At 39.2% G+C, this 15,236-nt stretch carries 15 protein-coding genes; all 15 read right to left on the bottom strand.

Features of this window, described 5'->3' with window-relative positions:
* Positions 1-228 precede the first annotated feature (228 nt).
* The gene (gene mfd, locus FA727_RS22710) at positions 229-3,768 is read right to left on the bottom strand and encodes a transcription-repair coupling factor (RefSeq protein WP_136833739.1); all 3,540 of its coding nucleotides are present in this window, start codon (positions 3,766-3,768) and stop codon (positions 229-231) included.
* 85 nt (positions 3,769-3,853) lie between these two features.
* Positions 3,854-4,084, bottom strand: a complete 231-nt coding sequence (gene fin, locus FA727_RS22705; protein ID WP_126410805.1) for an anti-sigma-F factor Fin — start codon at positions 4,082-4,084, stop codon at positions 3,854-3,856.
* A 326-nt stretch (positions 4,085-4,410) separates the two neighbouring features.
* A complete protein-coding gene (gene pth / locus FA727_RS22700) occupies positions 4,411-4,971 on the bottom strand; it encodes an aminoacyl-tRNA hydrolase (protein ID WP_136833738.1) in 561 nt (186 codons plus the stop codon).
* 182 nt (positions 4,972-5,153) lie between these two features.
* On the bottom strand, positions 5,154-5,795 hold the full coding sequence (locus FA727_RS22695; RefSeq protein WP_136833737.1) for a 50S ribosomal protein L25/general stress protein Ctc: 642 nt from the start codon (positions 5,793-5,795) through the stop codon (positions 5,154-5,156).
* Between the two features lie 171 nt (positions 5,796-5,966).
* Positions 5,967-6,923, bottom strand: coding sequence for a ribose-phosphate diphosphokinase (locus tag FA727_RS22690; protein ID WP_126410802.1), 957 nt, complete (start codon positions 6,921-6,923; stop codon positions 5,967-5,969).
* A 57-nt stretch (positions 6,924-6,980) separates the two neighbouring features.
* Complete coding sequence (gene glmU / locus FA727_RS22685) at positions 6,981-8,351, bottom strand: bifunctional UDP-N-acetylglucosamine diphosphorylase/glucosamine-1-phosphate N-acetyltransferase GlmU (RefSeq protein WP_136833736.1); 1,371 nt, start codon at positions 8,349-8,351, stop codon at positions 6,981-6,983.
* A 355-nt stretch (positions 8,352-8,706) separates the two neighbouring features.
* A complete protein-coding gene (gene spoVG / locus FA727_RS22680) occupies positions 8,707-8,997 on the bottom strand; it encodes a septation regulator SpoVG (RefSeq protein ID WP_003347151.1) in 291 nt (96 codons plus the stop codon).
* Between the two features lie 162 nt (positions 8,998-9,159).
* A complete protein-coding gene (gene ridA / locus FA727_RS22675) occupies positions 9,160-9,534 on the bottom strand; it encodes a 2-iminobutanoate/2-iminopropanoate deaminase (RefSeq protein ID WP_136833735.1) in 375 nt (124 codons plus the stop codon).
* Between the two features lie 21 nt (positions 9,535-9,555).
* Complete coding sequence (gene purR, locus FA727_RS22670; protein ID WP_136833760.1) at positions 9,556-10,392, bottom strand: pur operon repressor; 837 nt, start codon at positions 10,390-10,392, stop codon at positions 9,556-9,558.
* A 59-nt stretch (positions 10,393-10,451) separates the two neighbouring features.
* Complete coding sequence (gene ispE, locus FA727_RS22665) at positions 10,452-11,321, bottom strand: 4-(cytidine 5'-diphospho)-2-C-methyl-D-erythritol kinase (RefSeq protein WP_136833734.1); 870 nt, start codon at positions 11,319-11,321, stop codon at positions 10,452-10,454.
* A gap of 452 nt (positions 11,322-11,773) precedes the next feature.
* A complete protein-coding gene (locus FA727_RS22660; protein ID WP_126410797.1) occupies positions 11,774-11,950 on the bottom strand; it encodes a small, acid-soluble spore protein, alpha/beta type in 177 nt (58 codons plus the stop codon).
* A gap of 110 nt (positions 11,951-12,060) precedes the next feature.
* Positions 12,061-12,324: a biofilm formation stimulator Veg gene (gene veg / locus FA727_RS22655; RefSeq protein WP_126410796.1), complete on the bottom strand. Its 264-nt coding sequence runs from the start codon at positions 12,322-12,324 to the stop codon at positions 12,061-12,063.
* Positions 12,325-12,656: 332 nt separating this feature from the next.
* Positions 12,657-13,535: a sporulation peptidase YabG gene (gene yabG, locus FA727_RS22650; RefSeq protein ID WP_136833733.1), complete on the bottom strand. Its 879-nt coding sequence runs from the start codon at positions 13,533-13,535 to the stop codon at positions 12,657-12,659.
* A 209-nt stretch (positions 13,536-13,744) separates the two neighbouring features.
* Positions 13,745-14,623, bottom strand: coding sequence for a 16S rRNA (adenine(1518)-N(6)/adenine(1519)-N(6))-dimethyltransferase RsmA (gene rsmA / locus FA727_RS22645; protein ID WP_136833732.1), 879 nt, complete (start codon positions 14,621-14,623; stop codon positions 13,745-13,747).
* Complete coding sequence (gene rnmV / locus FA727_RS22640) at positions 14,616-15,176, bottom strand: ribonuclease M5 (RefSeq protein WP_136833731.1); 561 nt, start codon at positions 15,174-15,176, stop codon at positions 14,616-14,618. Before rnmV ends, rsmA begins: the two co-directional genes overlap by 8 nt.
* Positions 15,177-15,236 lie beyond the last annotated feature (60 nt).

The raw sequence follows: 15,236 nt of genomic DNA, 5'->3' as shown, positions 1-15,236 counted from the left end.
CATCTGATGATTTAAAAGACTGACATGAATTTCAACTGATGTGAAATCTTGTCATGTTTGAACTTAGTATCTTTCATATGGAAAGTTCTATACACAAACAAAAATTTTTCTCCTATATGGTAAATGTTCCATCAGAGTAAAATGATTCCAGTGTTCTACTTTAATTCCCTTCTCATTACGAAATGAAACGTCCTATATGACCTATTTCGTATAAAAAGTTCACCCATATTAAGATACTGTCTTTTCCTCATCTCTTTTTGCTTCTTGGAGGCCTTGGACCATTTTGAAAGCAGCTTGAAGCCAATGGGCCACTTCTACGCCCTTAATGTGCAGAACGATTTTGAGACGATTCCCTTCCATCCCTAAACCGACCATTCTGCGATACTCATTACTGATTTCGAATATCTTTTGTCCATTTATTCTTGCACTTTCTTCTTCTGATAAAAGGATCGTGACTTCATTCTTTACCTGCTTCATAGATTCTACACCCACCATTAAGGCATGTGCTTTGATTTCAGCAATTTGGAATAAATACGAAACCTCTTCCGGATACTCACCAAAGCGATCCACAATCTCTTCCTGCAGTTCTTCTATTTCTTCTATAGATGTTGCTGCTCGGAATCGTTTGTACATTTCAATTTTTTGGTGTCCATCAGAGATATAAGCATCTGGAATGTAAGCATCAATCTCGACGTCAATTTCTACACTACTTTTTTGTTCAATTTTCTCAAATTCGCCTTTACGCTCTTCAATCGCTTCTTTTAGCATTTGAGAGTATAAATCGAATCCAACAGAGTCAATAAATCCGTGCTGCTGTGCACCGAGAATATTTCCCGCTCCTCGAATAGATAAGTCACGCATAGCGATTTTGAAACCAGATCCAAGCTCGGTGAATTCTTTAATCGCCTGAAGTCTTTTTTCTGCGACCTCTGTCAAAACCTTATCTTTTCGATACGTAAAATAAGCATAGGCAACACGATTAGAACGGCCGACTCGACCGCGTAGCTGATACAGCTGTGATAATCCCATGCGGTCTGCATCAAATACGATGAGTGTATTCACATTCGGAATATCGACCCCTGTTTCAATAATCGTCGTGCTCACAAGAACATCAAATTCACCCGAGAGAAAGCCTAGCATAACAGACTCGAGCTCATTTTCACTCATTTTCCCATGTGCATACGTCACACGTGCATCTGGTACGAGCATCGAAATCTCTTCTGCTTTGCGCTCAATATCTTCAACCCTGTTATAAAGGAAGTAGACTTGGCCATTACGAGCTAACTCGCGTTCAATGGCCTCGCGTACCAATCCACCATTGTACTCCATCACATAGGTTTGAACAGGGAAACGATTTTCAGGTGGCGTTTCGATAACAGATAAATCACGTACTCCTAGCATCGACATATGCAGTGTTCTTGGAATCGGAGTAGCTGTCAAAGTTAAAACATCTACATTTGTTTTTAACTGCTTAATTTTCTCTTTATGGGTTACGCCAAATCGTTGCTCTTCATCAATGACAAGCAAACCTAAATCGCGATAGACAATATCTTTTGACAGTATTCGATGGGTACCCACAACAACATCGACAGTCCCATTTTTCAAACCATTAATTGTTTCAGTTTGCTGCTTCTTCGTTCTGAATCGGCTTAAAAGCCCAATATTGATCGGGTAATCCTGAAATCTCTCTCGCATCGTTTCGTAATGTTGCTGCGCTAAAATCGTCGTTGGGACGAGAATCGCAACTTGTTTTCCATCCGCAATTGCTTTGAAAGCAGCACGAATCGCCACCTCTGTTTTCCCGTAACCTACGTCACCACAAAGCAGACGGTCCATCGGACGTTCTCTTTCCATATCCTTTTTAATCTCGATAATAGAGCGAATCTGATCCTCTGTTTCTTGATATGGGAAGGAAGATTCGAATTCTCTTTGCATTTCTCCATCTGGCGAGAACGCATAACCCTTTGTAGCCTCACGTTCTGCATAGAGCTTGATTAAATCATCAGCAATATCCTCAACAGAAGATTGAACCTTTTTCTTAACCTTCTTCCAATCATTTCCGCCTAGCTTATATACCTTCGGCTCTTTGCCTTCAGAGGCCACATATTTTTGTACAAGATCAATTTGCTCTACTGGAACATAGAGCTTGTCACTACCTTGATAACGAATATGCAAATAATCCTTATGAATCCCATTGATTTGTAATGTCTCAATTCCTAAGTATTTACCGATCCCGTGATTGACGTGAACAACATAGTCGCCTACTTTTAGCTCCGAATAGCTCTTGATTCGTTCAGCATTGGAAAGCTTTTGACTACGACGAGCCTTTTTGGGCTTTTTGTTGAAAAGCTCTTCTTCCGTAATCACAGCAATTTTTTGAATCGGAAGCTCAAATCCTGTTTGGAGATCCCCTTCCATGATTTGAACTTTTCCAGGCATTAGATCCTGATGCCCTTGAATAATGGTCGATTCCACTCCGTAATCTTCTAGTACACTTTCAAGCTTATCTACGCGTTTACTATCTGCTCCAAGAAAAAGAATAGCATACTTCCCTTTTTTCAATCGATCAATTTCCGTTTTTAACACATGCATTTGACCGTGGAAATTTTGCATTTGCTTGCAGGAAATATTAATAATATTTTGCGGATTTGTGCCTGGAACATGTCTTAAGAATAAAGACATATAGACCATGCTTCGTCTTGCCTTTTGAACCATTCGCTGAATTTGATGACTAATCACCACATCGTGAATCATTTTGCCTTCCCCTAAGAGGCTCGTATACCATTCGGCTTCCTCTTTTTCTAAGGAATCGTTCATTTCCTGAACTCTACTAATTTCATCGACAAAAATCAGCGCATTCTCTGGTAAGTAGTCAACTAGACTATTAGATTCTTCATAGGCAAATGATAGATATTTGAAGACCTGCTCTGGTTTTTGCAGATTCTTTAATTGTTCAATTTCATAACTAATGTTTTGCGCTAGGAGCTGTTTTGCCTTTTCATCTTTGATCTTTTTCAAACTTTTCCCCAAGCCTTCCTCAAGCTTGGCTGCTACTTTCTCGTAATGCTCCGCCTGAAAAAGTGTTTCTGTTGCCGGACCAATTAAAATGTCCTTCATTTTATTACGCGAACGCTGGTCTTCCAGAGAAAACGAGCGAATCGATTCAATTTCAGTATCAAATAATTCGATTCGTATCGGATCCGATTCCGTTAGCGGATAAATATCAATAATCCCTCCACGAACGCTGAATTCCCCTGGTGAAGAAACCATTTCCGCTCTTGCATAACCCATTTCAACAAATCTTAGGAGCTGACGTTCAACATCGATATCTTCCCCAACCGCTAATTTTAATTGTTGTTCTTTCCAAAGAGCCTTTGGTGGGATCACTTTTCTTAATCCCGAAATCGGAACCACGATGATTCCCTTATTATTTCTACTCCAATGATTTAAAACATCAATACGCTGTGCTTTTAATTCAGGGCTTGCGACACTCATTTCGGCAGCTATCAATTCGTTCGCAGGGTATAAAAACACTTCCTGCTCGGAAATAAGCTGAATGAGGTCATCATACAGCTTTTGAGCCTGTAAAAGATTATAAGTAACAATTAATAATGGCTTTTTTGTTTCGTTGTATACGGATGCTAAAAATACCGTTCTAGCAGAACCAGACAATCCAGCGACCAATTGTTCTTTAAGGTCGCCTTCAATTCCTGCTATAACTGAACGGGTGTCATCCTGCCCGATAAAAAGCTGTTTCAGACCGAACACAAGACTCCTCCTCCCTTTTCCAATGGCAAAAAATTCATCAGTTCCAAACAGAAAAATGCTTTGGAATATCGTCCAAAGCTTGTTTCTAGTGAATCAGGTAATCATTTTGATAATAGGCTGGATTCCGTTCGAGCGATTCCTGACAGTCTTCACAAATGGCTGTAATGTTTATATCTCCCGTTAAATCATAGGAGACCATATCCATCCGTTCTTCATCTGTCAGTTTGTGCAAGCCCAACTTTTCCGTATCCACAGATAAATTATCAATTGTACCTATATGAACTCCACAGTGGCGGCAATGGTATTTTAAGGCCATTCAAAGCCCTCCTTCTAAACGACTCTTTGCTATTATTATTGACCGTTTAAAAGGGGCTTTATTCATATTTATTCTATGCTGTATTCGTAATGATCGTTTTTTTCTATCGAAAAAAACCTGTTGTTAAAATCCTACTTCCGTTGGCCAGCGGCCAATTTTAACGTAGAAATAGTCATTTGGTACATCGTACCTAGTTAGCATGTTCTTTTCTCATTGTTTCACGACCAGTTATCATTGAAAACAAAGATAAATTCATAGTTTTTTGCTCCAAAGGCAACAAAGTTTGAGAAAAGAGCCTTATTCTATGAATCAATTGCAATTTTGCCTTACTGATTATATTCGTTCATCACTTGTAAAAATGGTTTCTCTAGAATTGCATCACAAGCTTCCGAGCACTTTTTCACAACCTCTTCGATTAAAGACTGTTCTTCTTTGGAAAATCGACCTAACACGTAGTCCACGATAGGCTGACCGTTTGAAGGTCGATTGATGCCAACTCGTATTCTATTAAATTCTTGACTACCCACATGAGCAATAATAGATTTCATGCCGTTGTGGCCACCCGCACTCCCTTTTTGTCGCAAACGAATCCTTCCGACTGGGAGATCAAGATCATCATAAATGACAATTAAATCTTCAAGATCTATTTGATAATAGTCCATAAGTGGACGTACTGATTCACCAGATAAATTCATATAGGTTAAAGGTTTCAACAAGAAGACTTTTTCTCCTCGGACATTCCCCACACCGTATACACCCTTGTGCTTCGCCTGGTCGAGTGGAATTTGCAGTTGCTCTGATAAATAATCAATGACTTCAAATCCTATATTATGCCTTGTTTTTTCATATTGTTTCCCTGGATTCCCTAACCCCACGATCAATTTCATAATCTCACCCTTATTCGCTCTTTTCTTATCCTTTGTTGAATCAACCTAATCTCAATCAAAACTTGTCCTATCTAAATTATAATCAAGCTACGCAAAAAAAGCATATGTAAAGAAAAGAGACGATATCTATACAGGAAGGGGCTGACCTATACAGTCAGTCCCTCATCTATGCATGTAGCTGATTATTCGTCTGTTGATTCCGGTTCTGTTTCTCTGCCTTCTTCATTATCCGGAGCACCTTCTTCTTGCTGCTCCCCAGAATCAATTTCCTCTTCTACTTTTGGCGGTAGAATCGAGACGATTGTTTGCTCTGCCTCAGTATTTATTGTATAACCTTGCTCACTTGTAATATCTCCAACCGTAATCGTTTCACCGACTTGTAGCTGGGTAACATCAACCTCAATCGCCTGCGGGATATTTGATGGTGTGGCAGTCACAGATACTTCATGGAGCGCCTGTTGCATGACACCGCCATCTTTTACTCCCTCTGCTTCACCGATTAAGGTAATTCGTACATCAGCATGAATTTCCTTCGACATATCGACTGCAAGTAAATCTGCATGAACGATTTCACGCTTGATCGGGTCAGATTGATAATCGGTTAAGATGACATTCACTTGCTTCCCATTTAAGTTTAATGGAAAGACGCCATTTCTACCAACTTCGCGCATGGTTTTCAAAAAGTCTGCTCCATTTATGTAAACAGAGGTACTTTCGATTTTGTTTCCATACACAACGGCCGGGATATTCCCTTCCTGTCGAATCTTCGTTAATGCAGAATTTCGAAATTCCATTCTCTCAACAGCTCGTAAAGCTGAACTCATCGTATGATCCCCTTCCTATTGGTGCATAACCTCTTGAGTCTTTTCGAAAAGAACTTTTCGAAATAGACTCTCCTTTATAAAAAATGCCCAAAAGAAGTAAGGAATAAACATTTATTTTTTGATCAAGCAAAGGCTTGCTCATTAAAAGCAAGCCCTTGTTTTTTATAGAAATCAATCAAATAATGTACTTACAGACTGGTCTTCGTGAACGCGAATAATCGCTTCACCGATTAATGCAGCAACAGATAGCTGCTTAATCTTTCCGGATAATTTTTCTTCCGAAAGTCTAATGGAGTTTGTCACAACCAACTCTTTAATCTTAGAGTTTTCAATTCGTTCAATCGCAGGACCTGACAATACAGGGTGTGTACAGCACGCATAAACTTCCACAGCACCGTTTTCGATTAACGCATTGGCAGCAAGAGTGATCGTACCTGCCGTATCAATGATATCATCAATCAAAATAGCAACCTTGCCTTCAATGTTTCCGACAATGTTCATCACTTCAGCCACATTTGGCTTAGGTCTACGTTTGTCAATAATAGCAATTGGAGCTTTTAAACGTTCTGACATCTTACGAGCACGAGTTACACCACCATGGTCAGGAGAGACGATGACAATATCTCTGTCAAACTCTTTACTCTTGAAATACTCAGATAAAATCGGAACGCCCATTAAATGATCCGTAGGGATATCGAAGAAACCTTGGATTTGCGGAGCGTGTAAATCAAGTGTAATAACACGAGTTGCTCCAGCAACCTCAAGTAAATTCGCCGTAAGCTTTGCAGTAATTGGTTCACGAGCACGGGCTTTACGATCTTGTCGTGCATAGCCGTAGTATGGCATAACAATATTAATTGTTTTCGCAGAAGCTCGTTTTAAAGCATCAATCATAATAAGTAATTCCATTAAATGCTCATTCACTGGAGAACTTGTTGATTGGATAATGAACACATCACAACCACGAATACTTTCTTCGATGTTGATTTGAATTTCTCCATCACTAAAACGTTGAACAGAACACTTACCTAATTCTACCCCGATCACCTTTGCGATTTCTTTTGCAAGCTCCGGATTTGAATTTAACGTAAACACCTTTAAATTCGGATCTAAATACTGGTTTGACATGATGAACCTCCAATTGCTTTCTTTTATTTTGGCTATCTTCTAAAAGAAAAGAGCCTCTTATTTATTTTTGATTTTCTCTGCGTACTGTTCCTTATTAACCTGACGAGCTCTTGCAATAGCTAATGCATTCCCTGGAACATCTTCAACGACTGTTGAACCAGCAGCAACGTATGCCCCTTTTCCAACGGTTACAGGTGCCACTAAATTAGAATTGCAACCAATGAACACATCATCTTCAATCTTAGTTAGGAATTTATTTTTACCATCATAATTAACAGTTATAGAGCCGCAACCAATATTCACATCACGACCAACCTCAGCATCTCCAATATAGCTCAAATGCGATGCTTTGCTGCCTTTACCAAATACAGTCTTCTTAATTTCTACAAAGTTCCCGATCTTTACTTCATCATGTATTTCTGATTGCGGACGGATATGAGCAAAAGGCCCAATATTTACGTCTGCACCAATTTGGCTATCATGCGCAACCGATTGTCGAATGACTGTGCCTTCTCCAATATGACAATTCTTAATCTCACTGTTCGGTCCAATTTGGCAATCAGAAGCAATTTTTGTTTGACCAGTAAGAACGGTCCCTGGATAAATAATCGTATCTTGACCAATTTCTACATCGGCATCAATATACGTATTTTTCGGATCAATAATCGTTACGCCATTACGCATATGAAATTCATTGATTCGATTTCTTAAAGTGCCTTCAGCCTGAGAAAGAGCAACTCGATCGTTTACACCAAGCGTTTCATCAAAATCATCCGTTTGGAATGCCGTTACGATTTCACCACGATTTTTTAGAATCTCGATCACATCTGGCAAATAATACTCGCCTTGGACATTCTCATTCGAAACATTTTTGAGAGCATCAAATAGCGCTTGATTGTCAAAGCAATATGTACCTGTGTTTATTTCTTTAACTTTACGCTCTTCGTCTGATGCATCCTTATGCTCAACAATCTTTTCTACGAATCCTTTATCATTTCTGATAAGACGACCGTAACCTGTCGGATCAGCTGTATAAGCCGTTAAGACTGTTACTTTAGCATTTGTCTCTTCATGCTGTTTCAACAGTGCTTCCATTGTCTCAGCTTTAATTAAAGGCGTATCTCCACAAACAACTAGTGTTACTCCCTCTTTGCCTTCAAGCATTTCTTGTGCTTGCATAACTGCATGAGCAGTTCCAAGCTGTTCGGCTTGTAATGCATAGCTGCACTTATCACCTAATTGAGATTTCACTAGTTCTGCACCATGGCCAATTACTGTGACAATATGGTCCATATCAAGCTTAGAAACTTGATCAACAACATGTTGAACCATTGGCTTGCCACATACGGGATGTAAAACCTTATAAAGCTTTGACTTCATCCTTGTCCCTTGACCTGCGGCTAATACGACCGCATAACGTTTAGACATTGACAGTCCTCCATTTAACCCAAAATATTAAAAAGAAAAATTAAAGCAAATGCGCTTGATTTTTCTGCAAAAAATTAAATTTAATCCATTAAGAATATATCCTAAAAACACAACTATTTCAAGGAAACATCACAAAGTACAAATAATTGTCAACGCAAAAAGGGAAGTGTCTATCCTAATGCTAATTGGGGCAAAAGGTGCATTTTAGAAATATTACTTTTAGAGGATCTTATCAAAAATATTTTAGTAGAGGTTTAGGAATGGAGAATTTCGGGTAAGAATTCGAGGTGAAGAATGAAAATAATTCCCATAAAAAAAGGCACTACTTGATGCAGTAGGCCCTTGTTGCTATATCCTATGAAGCTCCGGCTTCTTCAAATTCAACTTCTAATTCACCTAGACGGTGGTATTCAGCCAAAACAGCTTCTTGGATTTTACCGCGTGTTCCAGAATTGATTGGATGAGCGATATCACGAAATTCACCATCCGGAGTACGTTTGCTTGGCATAGCCACGAACAAACCGTTGTTTCCGTCGATGACGCGAATGTCATGAACAACAAACTCATTATCAAGTGTAATCGATGCGATCGCTCTCATACGTCCATCTGTATTTACACGGCGTAGTCTTACGTCAGTTACTTCCATTTTGTTCACCACCTTTGCAAATAGATACAAATCTAGTTAATTAATTCCACAAATTTTCTAGTATTCCTTCTTTTCTGTAAAAATTTTTTAAAAATTGGGTCTAAATTGTGAACCCGCTTTCAAAAAATACTAGAAAAGGGAGATCCTTGTGATTAAAGGATCTTATTTTACTAGAGCAATGACTTCGATTTCTACTAATGCATCTTTTGGTAGTCTTGCAACTTCAACGCAAGAACGAGCTGGTTTATGAGTTGAAAAATACTCACCGTAAACTTCATTGATCGCTCCAAAGTCATCCATACTCTTAATGAATACGGTTGCCTTTACCACTGTCTCGAACGAAGCCCCTGCTTCTTGTAGGACAGCTTGGAGGTTTTTAAATACTTGATGTGTTTGTTCTTTCACATCGCCTACTACCATTTCACCTGAAGCAGTTAACGGAATTTGTCCTGAGCTATAAAATAAGTCATTTACGACAATCCCTTGTGAATAAGGACCAATCGCAGCTGGTGCCAGATTTGTTTGCACTACTTTCATAAGTGAAGCCCCCTATCATTTTTATACTAATAAAGATTCTATCTTTTGAAAATAGTTTCCTTCACTAACTGTGATCTTTTTTTCTCTCACATCAACATCAGATAGTTTAACAAGAGATAGATAATCGTCCACTAATCGATCTTCCGTTTTTTCCGCTTCCACCAAAACAGCAATTCCTGCTACAGAGGCATTAAATTCATCTAATAAGCTGATCATGCCGTTAACCGTTCCGCCTGCTTTCATGAAATCATCCACGATTAGCACATTTGAGCCCTCTTCTAAACTTCTTTTTGAAAGAAGCATTGTTTGAATTCTTTTTGAAGAACCCGATACATAATTGATACTCACCGTTGAGCCTTCTGTTACTTTGCTGTCCCTTCTCACGATCACAACCGGAACATTCAACTGGCTCGCAACCGCGTAAGCTAACGGAATACCCTTAGTAGCAACTGTCATTACCACATCGATTTTTGTATGAACATAAGCTGACGCTAATAGTCGTCCTGCTCTTTGTAAAATAGAAGGATCACCTAGTAAATCCATCATGTACAAATACCCACCAGGTAAGAGGCGATCAGGCTTCGCAATTAACTCACATAGTTCCTGAACAAAGGGTCTTGCTTCCTCTTCCGAAACCTTCACATAAAACTTAACCCCACCTGCTGCTCCTGGAACCGTTTGTAATGTACCGATGCCTCTCTGTTCAAAGGCTTCTTTAATAATTCCTAAATCCTCACTAATAGAGGATTTTGCTGACCCATACTTTTCTGAGAAAAATGACAGAGATACAAGCTCTCTAGGGTGGTCTAGTAAATAATTCGTCATATCGATCAGACGTTCACTTCGACGAAACTTCACCATTCAAACCTCCTTTTAATCCGAATATTTTATCGTTAATATATCATTAATATACGGATCTAATCAAGAGTATGCCTTTCCCCTAGCATTCTAACCGCAAACACTTGGTCACAAAACCCTCTTAATCCATTGTATAAACGATGCATTCTAGAATCATGCTGGACTAATGCAAAGACTGTTGGTCCACTGCCACTCATCAGAACAGCATCTGCACCAAATCGATACATTTGCTCTTTGATTTGAGCTACTTCCGGGTACACATTCAATGTAACATCCTCTAGAACATTGCCAACATTTTTGCAAACACCGGCAAAATCTTGTTGATGAATCGATTCAATCATTCCTGCAGTGTTTGGATGAGAAACCCCATTCAATTGAAGACGACGATAAATATCTGCCGTTGAAACCCCAATCAATGGTTTTGCGAGAACGATCCAACAACTCGGAGGCGCAGGAAGATGCTCAATCTTTTCTCCTCTACCTGTCGCAAGCGCTGTCCCACCGTACACACAAAATGAAACATCTGAACCGATTTCCGCACCAAGTACCGCTAGCTCGTCCATGGTCAATCCGAGCTTCCAGAGCTTATTTAACCCTCTTAGTGTGGCCGCTGCATCACTACTTCCACCTGCAAGACCGGCCGCAACAGGGATTGTTTTCTCTATGTTAATTTGTACGCCTTCTTTTACCTGAAATTTATCCTTCAGCAATTTCGCTGCTTGGTAAGCTAGATTCCGTTGATCATCCGGAACAAAACGATTTTGCGAAGTGATCTTAATCGTGTCCTCAGATAACAAAGTAAGCTCAATCCGATCGGCTAAATCAATCGTTGTCATTATCATTTCAACCTCATGATAGCCATCTGGACGTTTATGTAAAACATCTAACGATAAATTAATTTTGGCTGGTGCCTTTAACAAAACCTTCAAAAAATCCACCTACTTGAATTTTTTCGCGTTAGCGAAAATAATTTTCCTTAATCCTTTGCAAAGCAACAATAACTATGCTTTTTCGCGTTAGCGAAAATAGCTTTCCTTAATATTTTTCGCGCTAGCGAAAACAGCTTTCCATCGATCCTTTTTTCACCTTAATATTATATGTATGGACATGACGTGAGAAATTCATCCATTTTTCGTCCTATTGTACCATAAAACAATTTATCTAGACGTGCTCTTCTTCACAATTCGTATAAAGAACAATGTTTTTTTGCTTTAGCGAAAAGAACAATGCTTTTTTGCTTTAGCAAAAATAGCTGAGTTTTTTCGTGCTAGCGAAAATAACTCTCATTTATTTCTCCATTATGAAAGTATACTAAATTGAATAAGCCGGGGCTAGTTGGCCCCGACTTTAACGTAGTGAATTCAATTATTTTCTGAAAAGGTTATTGCTTATTGGCTAGCTGCTGCTCTGCGAGTTCAATTGCTCGCTTAACCATATTTCCAGCATCTTTTGCTCGAATACCGCCCCAACCTTCTTTTTGGACAACATCATAAAAGCCCAACTCTTTGGCAAGCTCTTCTTTCAAGCCCTCTGACATGACACCTCGTCTTCTGCCCAAAACGAACAGCTCCTTTCTTCACTACGTATTCTTATTATGAATAACGAAAGGTTAAAAAATGTGCAAAATAAAAAGCAGCAAACCATTGTTCACTGCTCACACAATATAACTTAGCTTAACGCTACTTGTCCTGTTGTATCTTCATAGAAGGTAATTTGAACCGTTTCTGTAAGTACATCTGCATAGCTGTACGATACACGTTCGAATGCATTTTCATCCTGATCTAACTCAATCACAAATACCGATGGATAAGTTTCAGCCAAAATACCTGAACGTTCAATCGTCTTTCTACGTCCACCGTTGGCCTTAAGCAACAATCTTTTCCCTAAATTTGAATCCAGGGCTTTCTTAATATCAACTAAAGTTTTTGCCATTCGGTCCACCTCACTATGTAAAGTATAACACACTGACACAATAAAGTCAAACACAAAAATATAAATTATAACAGTGTTTAAAAATGATTGTCAATATATTTTATTCCACATTTTTTTCTAATTTTCTACAATTAAGCTTTTTGGCGATAGCAAAAATAACTTTCCCTTACTTCACGTTAACGAAAATAACCTTCCTTAATATACTTTCCTGTTTTGACAAGAATATGTATAGCTATACAAAATAGTATAATGATGCGGATTATTCCAATTTAACTAAAGTGGGAGGTATGTTTGCCCCCCACTTGGTTTTTATATAATTATTGTCGAAAAATTTATTCCTGATTCTCTGCGGTGTACGGCATTCCAGTTCTCAAAATCCCCCTCGTCTCAACGCCACCTAATCCCTTTTCCCCTGTTAACGTATTTCTCAACACATCCCAAACATTGATTCTTTCCATAAAAGGGGTAAAACTAATTTTCGCCACTATATAGACAGGATCTAAAGCATGGATATTCACCCGTGTCGGTGAACTAGCAAAATTGGCTCCGGCATGTATAAGGGATTCAAAATGGGACTGGCAAGCACCAGCAAAAATTACGAGATGGTCCAAATTAGGAATTTTTTTACGAGCCTCTGTAACGGTTTGAACGAAGTATTTCGAATGTCTGTACGCATTAATATCAGTGATGGAACCTTTCGATTTCGAATAGGCGTCATGGCCTGTAATCACGAGGATATCTGGACGGTAATACTCAAGAAGTTGACCAATTTTCTGAGGCATCTCTTTCTCGTTACAATGGATGCCTGTTACCGGAATCCCAATCCTTTCGTAAAGACTCAAGCATTTCTTTAAGTAGGTTGGATCCCCATCAATGTGAAGAACACGCCCCGGCATTTGAAAATAATTAACCTTTTTTGTATAGCCGTCTGTTGTTGCATACTCTTGTTTCTGTTGCAATAAATCTATATCTTGTTGAAACAATCGATAGGACTGTTCCTCTAGAGAGCGAAATTCTCGTGTCAGCTGCATCCGCTTTGTTTGATCAATGACCAATAGATCTTCATAAGGAGCATCAGCGATTAAACGAAAATCCTCACCATATAAGACAGCTATTTTTTGACCATTTTCTTCTTTAATATCAATGACTCGGAACAGAATATCGCATTTATAAGAAATTCTTCCGACAATGTCCATGAGGTTTATCGTCACATAAAGTCACTCCAATTCATCCAAGTAGAGCCCTCTAGCTTTTCGTTCATAGAGGTAATAGTCGGCAAAAATATCAACCTTCCCTCTGTAACTCCACTAAAAAACAGCAATCACTTTATTTCAAAATATGCATTTGACTAGAAACATGTGCTTTTGTCGGACAATAAAAAAAGGAGGCTCCAATAAGAACCTCCAGCGTGTAGCCATAATTAAATAAAGTAAGGATATAGAGCATCGCTTAATACTGCAAACTCCTCAATAGAAAGGGTTTCTCCCCTTCTAGTTGGTTCGATACTTGCTTCACTTAAGGCAGTGAGTATTTGTTCCTTCTTCTCTTTTCCAGCAGGAAGCTGGCTCGTAAGATTGTTTAGGATTGTCTTTCTACGTTGAGCAAAGCTTGCTCTTGTCACTGTGAAGAAAAATGCCTCATCTTTTACGGACACTCGTGGTGTTTTTCTCACAGCTAGACGAATAACTGCTGAATCAACATTTGGTTGTGGCACGAACACCGTTTTTGGAACAATCATAACTGTCTCTGTTTCCGTATAATACTGAACAGCAATGGAAAGAGAACCATAGTCTTTAGTCCCTGGCTTCGCAGCAATACGTTCCGCCACTTCTTTTTGTAGCATACAGACAATCCCCCGGATCGGTAGCTTGTCTTCAAGTAGCTTCATGATAATCGGAGTCGTCACATAGTAAGGTAAATTTGCTACAACCATGACATCCTCAATCCCTGCAAATTCCTCTGCGACAATCGAAGCGACATCCGCTTTTAGAACATCCTGGTGAATGATTTTCTTATTTGGGTAAGGAGCAAGTGTTTCCTCTAAAATAGGCAGTAATCGCTGATCAATTTCAAACGCGACTACTTTTTTACTTCTACGCAATAATTGCTCTGTCAAAGCACCGATACCAGGGCCAATTTCGATCGCACCCGAATCTTCTGTCAGATTGGCATGATCCACAATCCGATTTAATATATTTGTGTCGATTAAGAAATTCTGTCCTAGACTTTTCTTAAAAGAAAATCCGTGTTTTTCTAAAATCGCCTTCGTTCTGACAGGCGTTGCAATATCTTTATTCATCCTTCTCCTCCTGCTGTATCACTTTTATGGCCTGCGCAAAGTCCTCCTGCGTAATTTGAAACATCTGTAGTCGTTTATGTAGCTGCTTTCCATTGGTATAACCGATTTTAAGGAGCTTTCCAAGCTTTACTCTTCGTTCCTTCGAGCCGGTGCCACCAATTAAGCCAGCGACTAGTAAATCCTCCTGAGAGATTTCCTCGACTGCATCATCCATCATCAGATACGCATCCTTTAATGCATTGCGTATGACGTCTGGTGATGCGTGTTCGACTCCTACTCCCCTGCCGTGCTTATGAAGAGCATCCTCTTTGGGAATGAATGCGTGTTTGCATTCTGGAACGTGAGCAGTAATCGTTTGTCTAATTTTTTGACCAGGAAAATCCGGATCTGTAAAAACGATTACGCCTCTTGTTGCTTGCGCAAGCTTTATCTTTTCAATCGTTTCTTCATTAATGGCCGAGCCATTGGTTTCAATGGTATCTGCTTCAACAGCCCTTTTTATCGCGGTCGTATCATCCTTACCTTCTACGACGATGATTTCTTTAATCTTCATAAATCCTCCAATAAATCTCGAAAGCTTCTCTTTGATCATTTTTTTTGAAAAAATTGATAA

It is taken from the genome of Robertmurraya kyonggiensis (genome assembly GCF_005116465.1).
Lineage (GTDB): Bacteria > Bacillota > Bacilli > Bacillales > Cytobacillaceae > Robertmurraya > Robertmurraya kyonggiensis.
The sequence above is the reverse complement of the archived record's forward strand: the minus strand, read 5'-3'. Positions and strand labels throughout refer to the sequence as shown.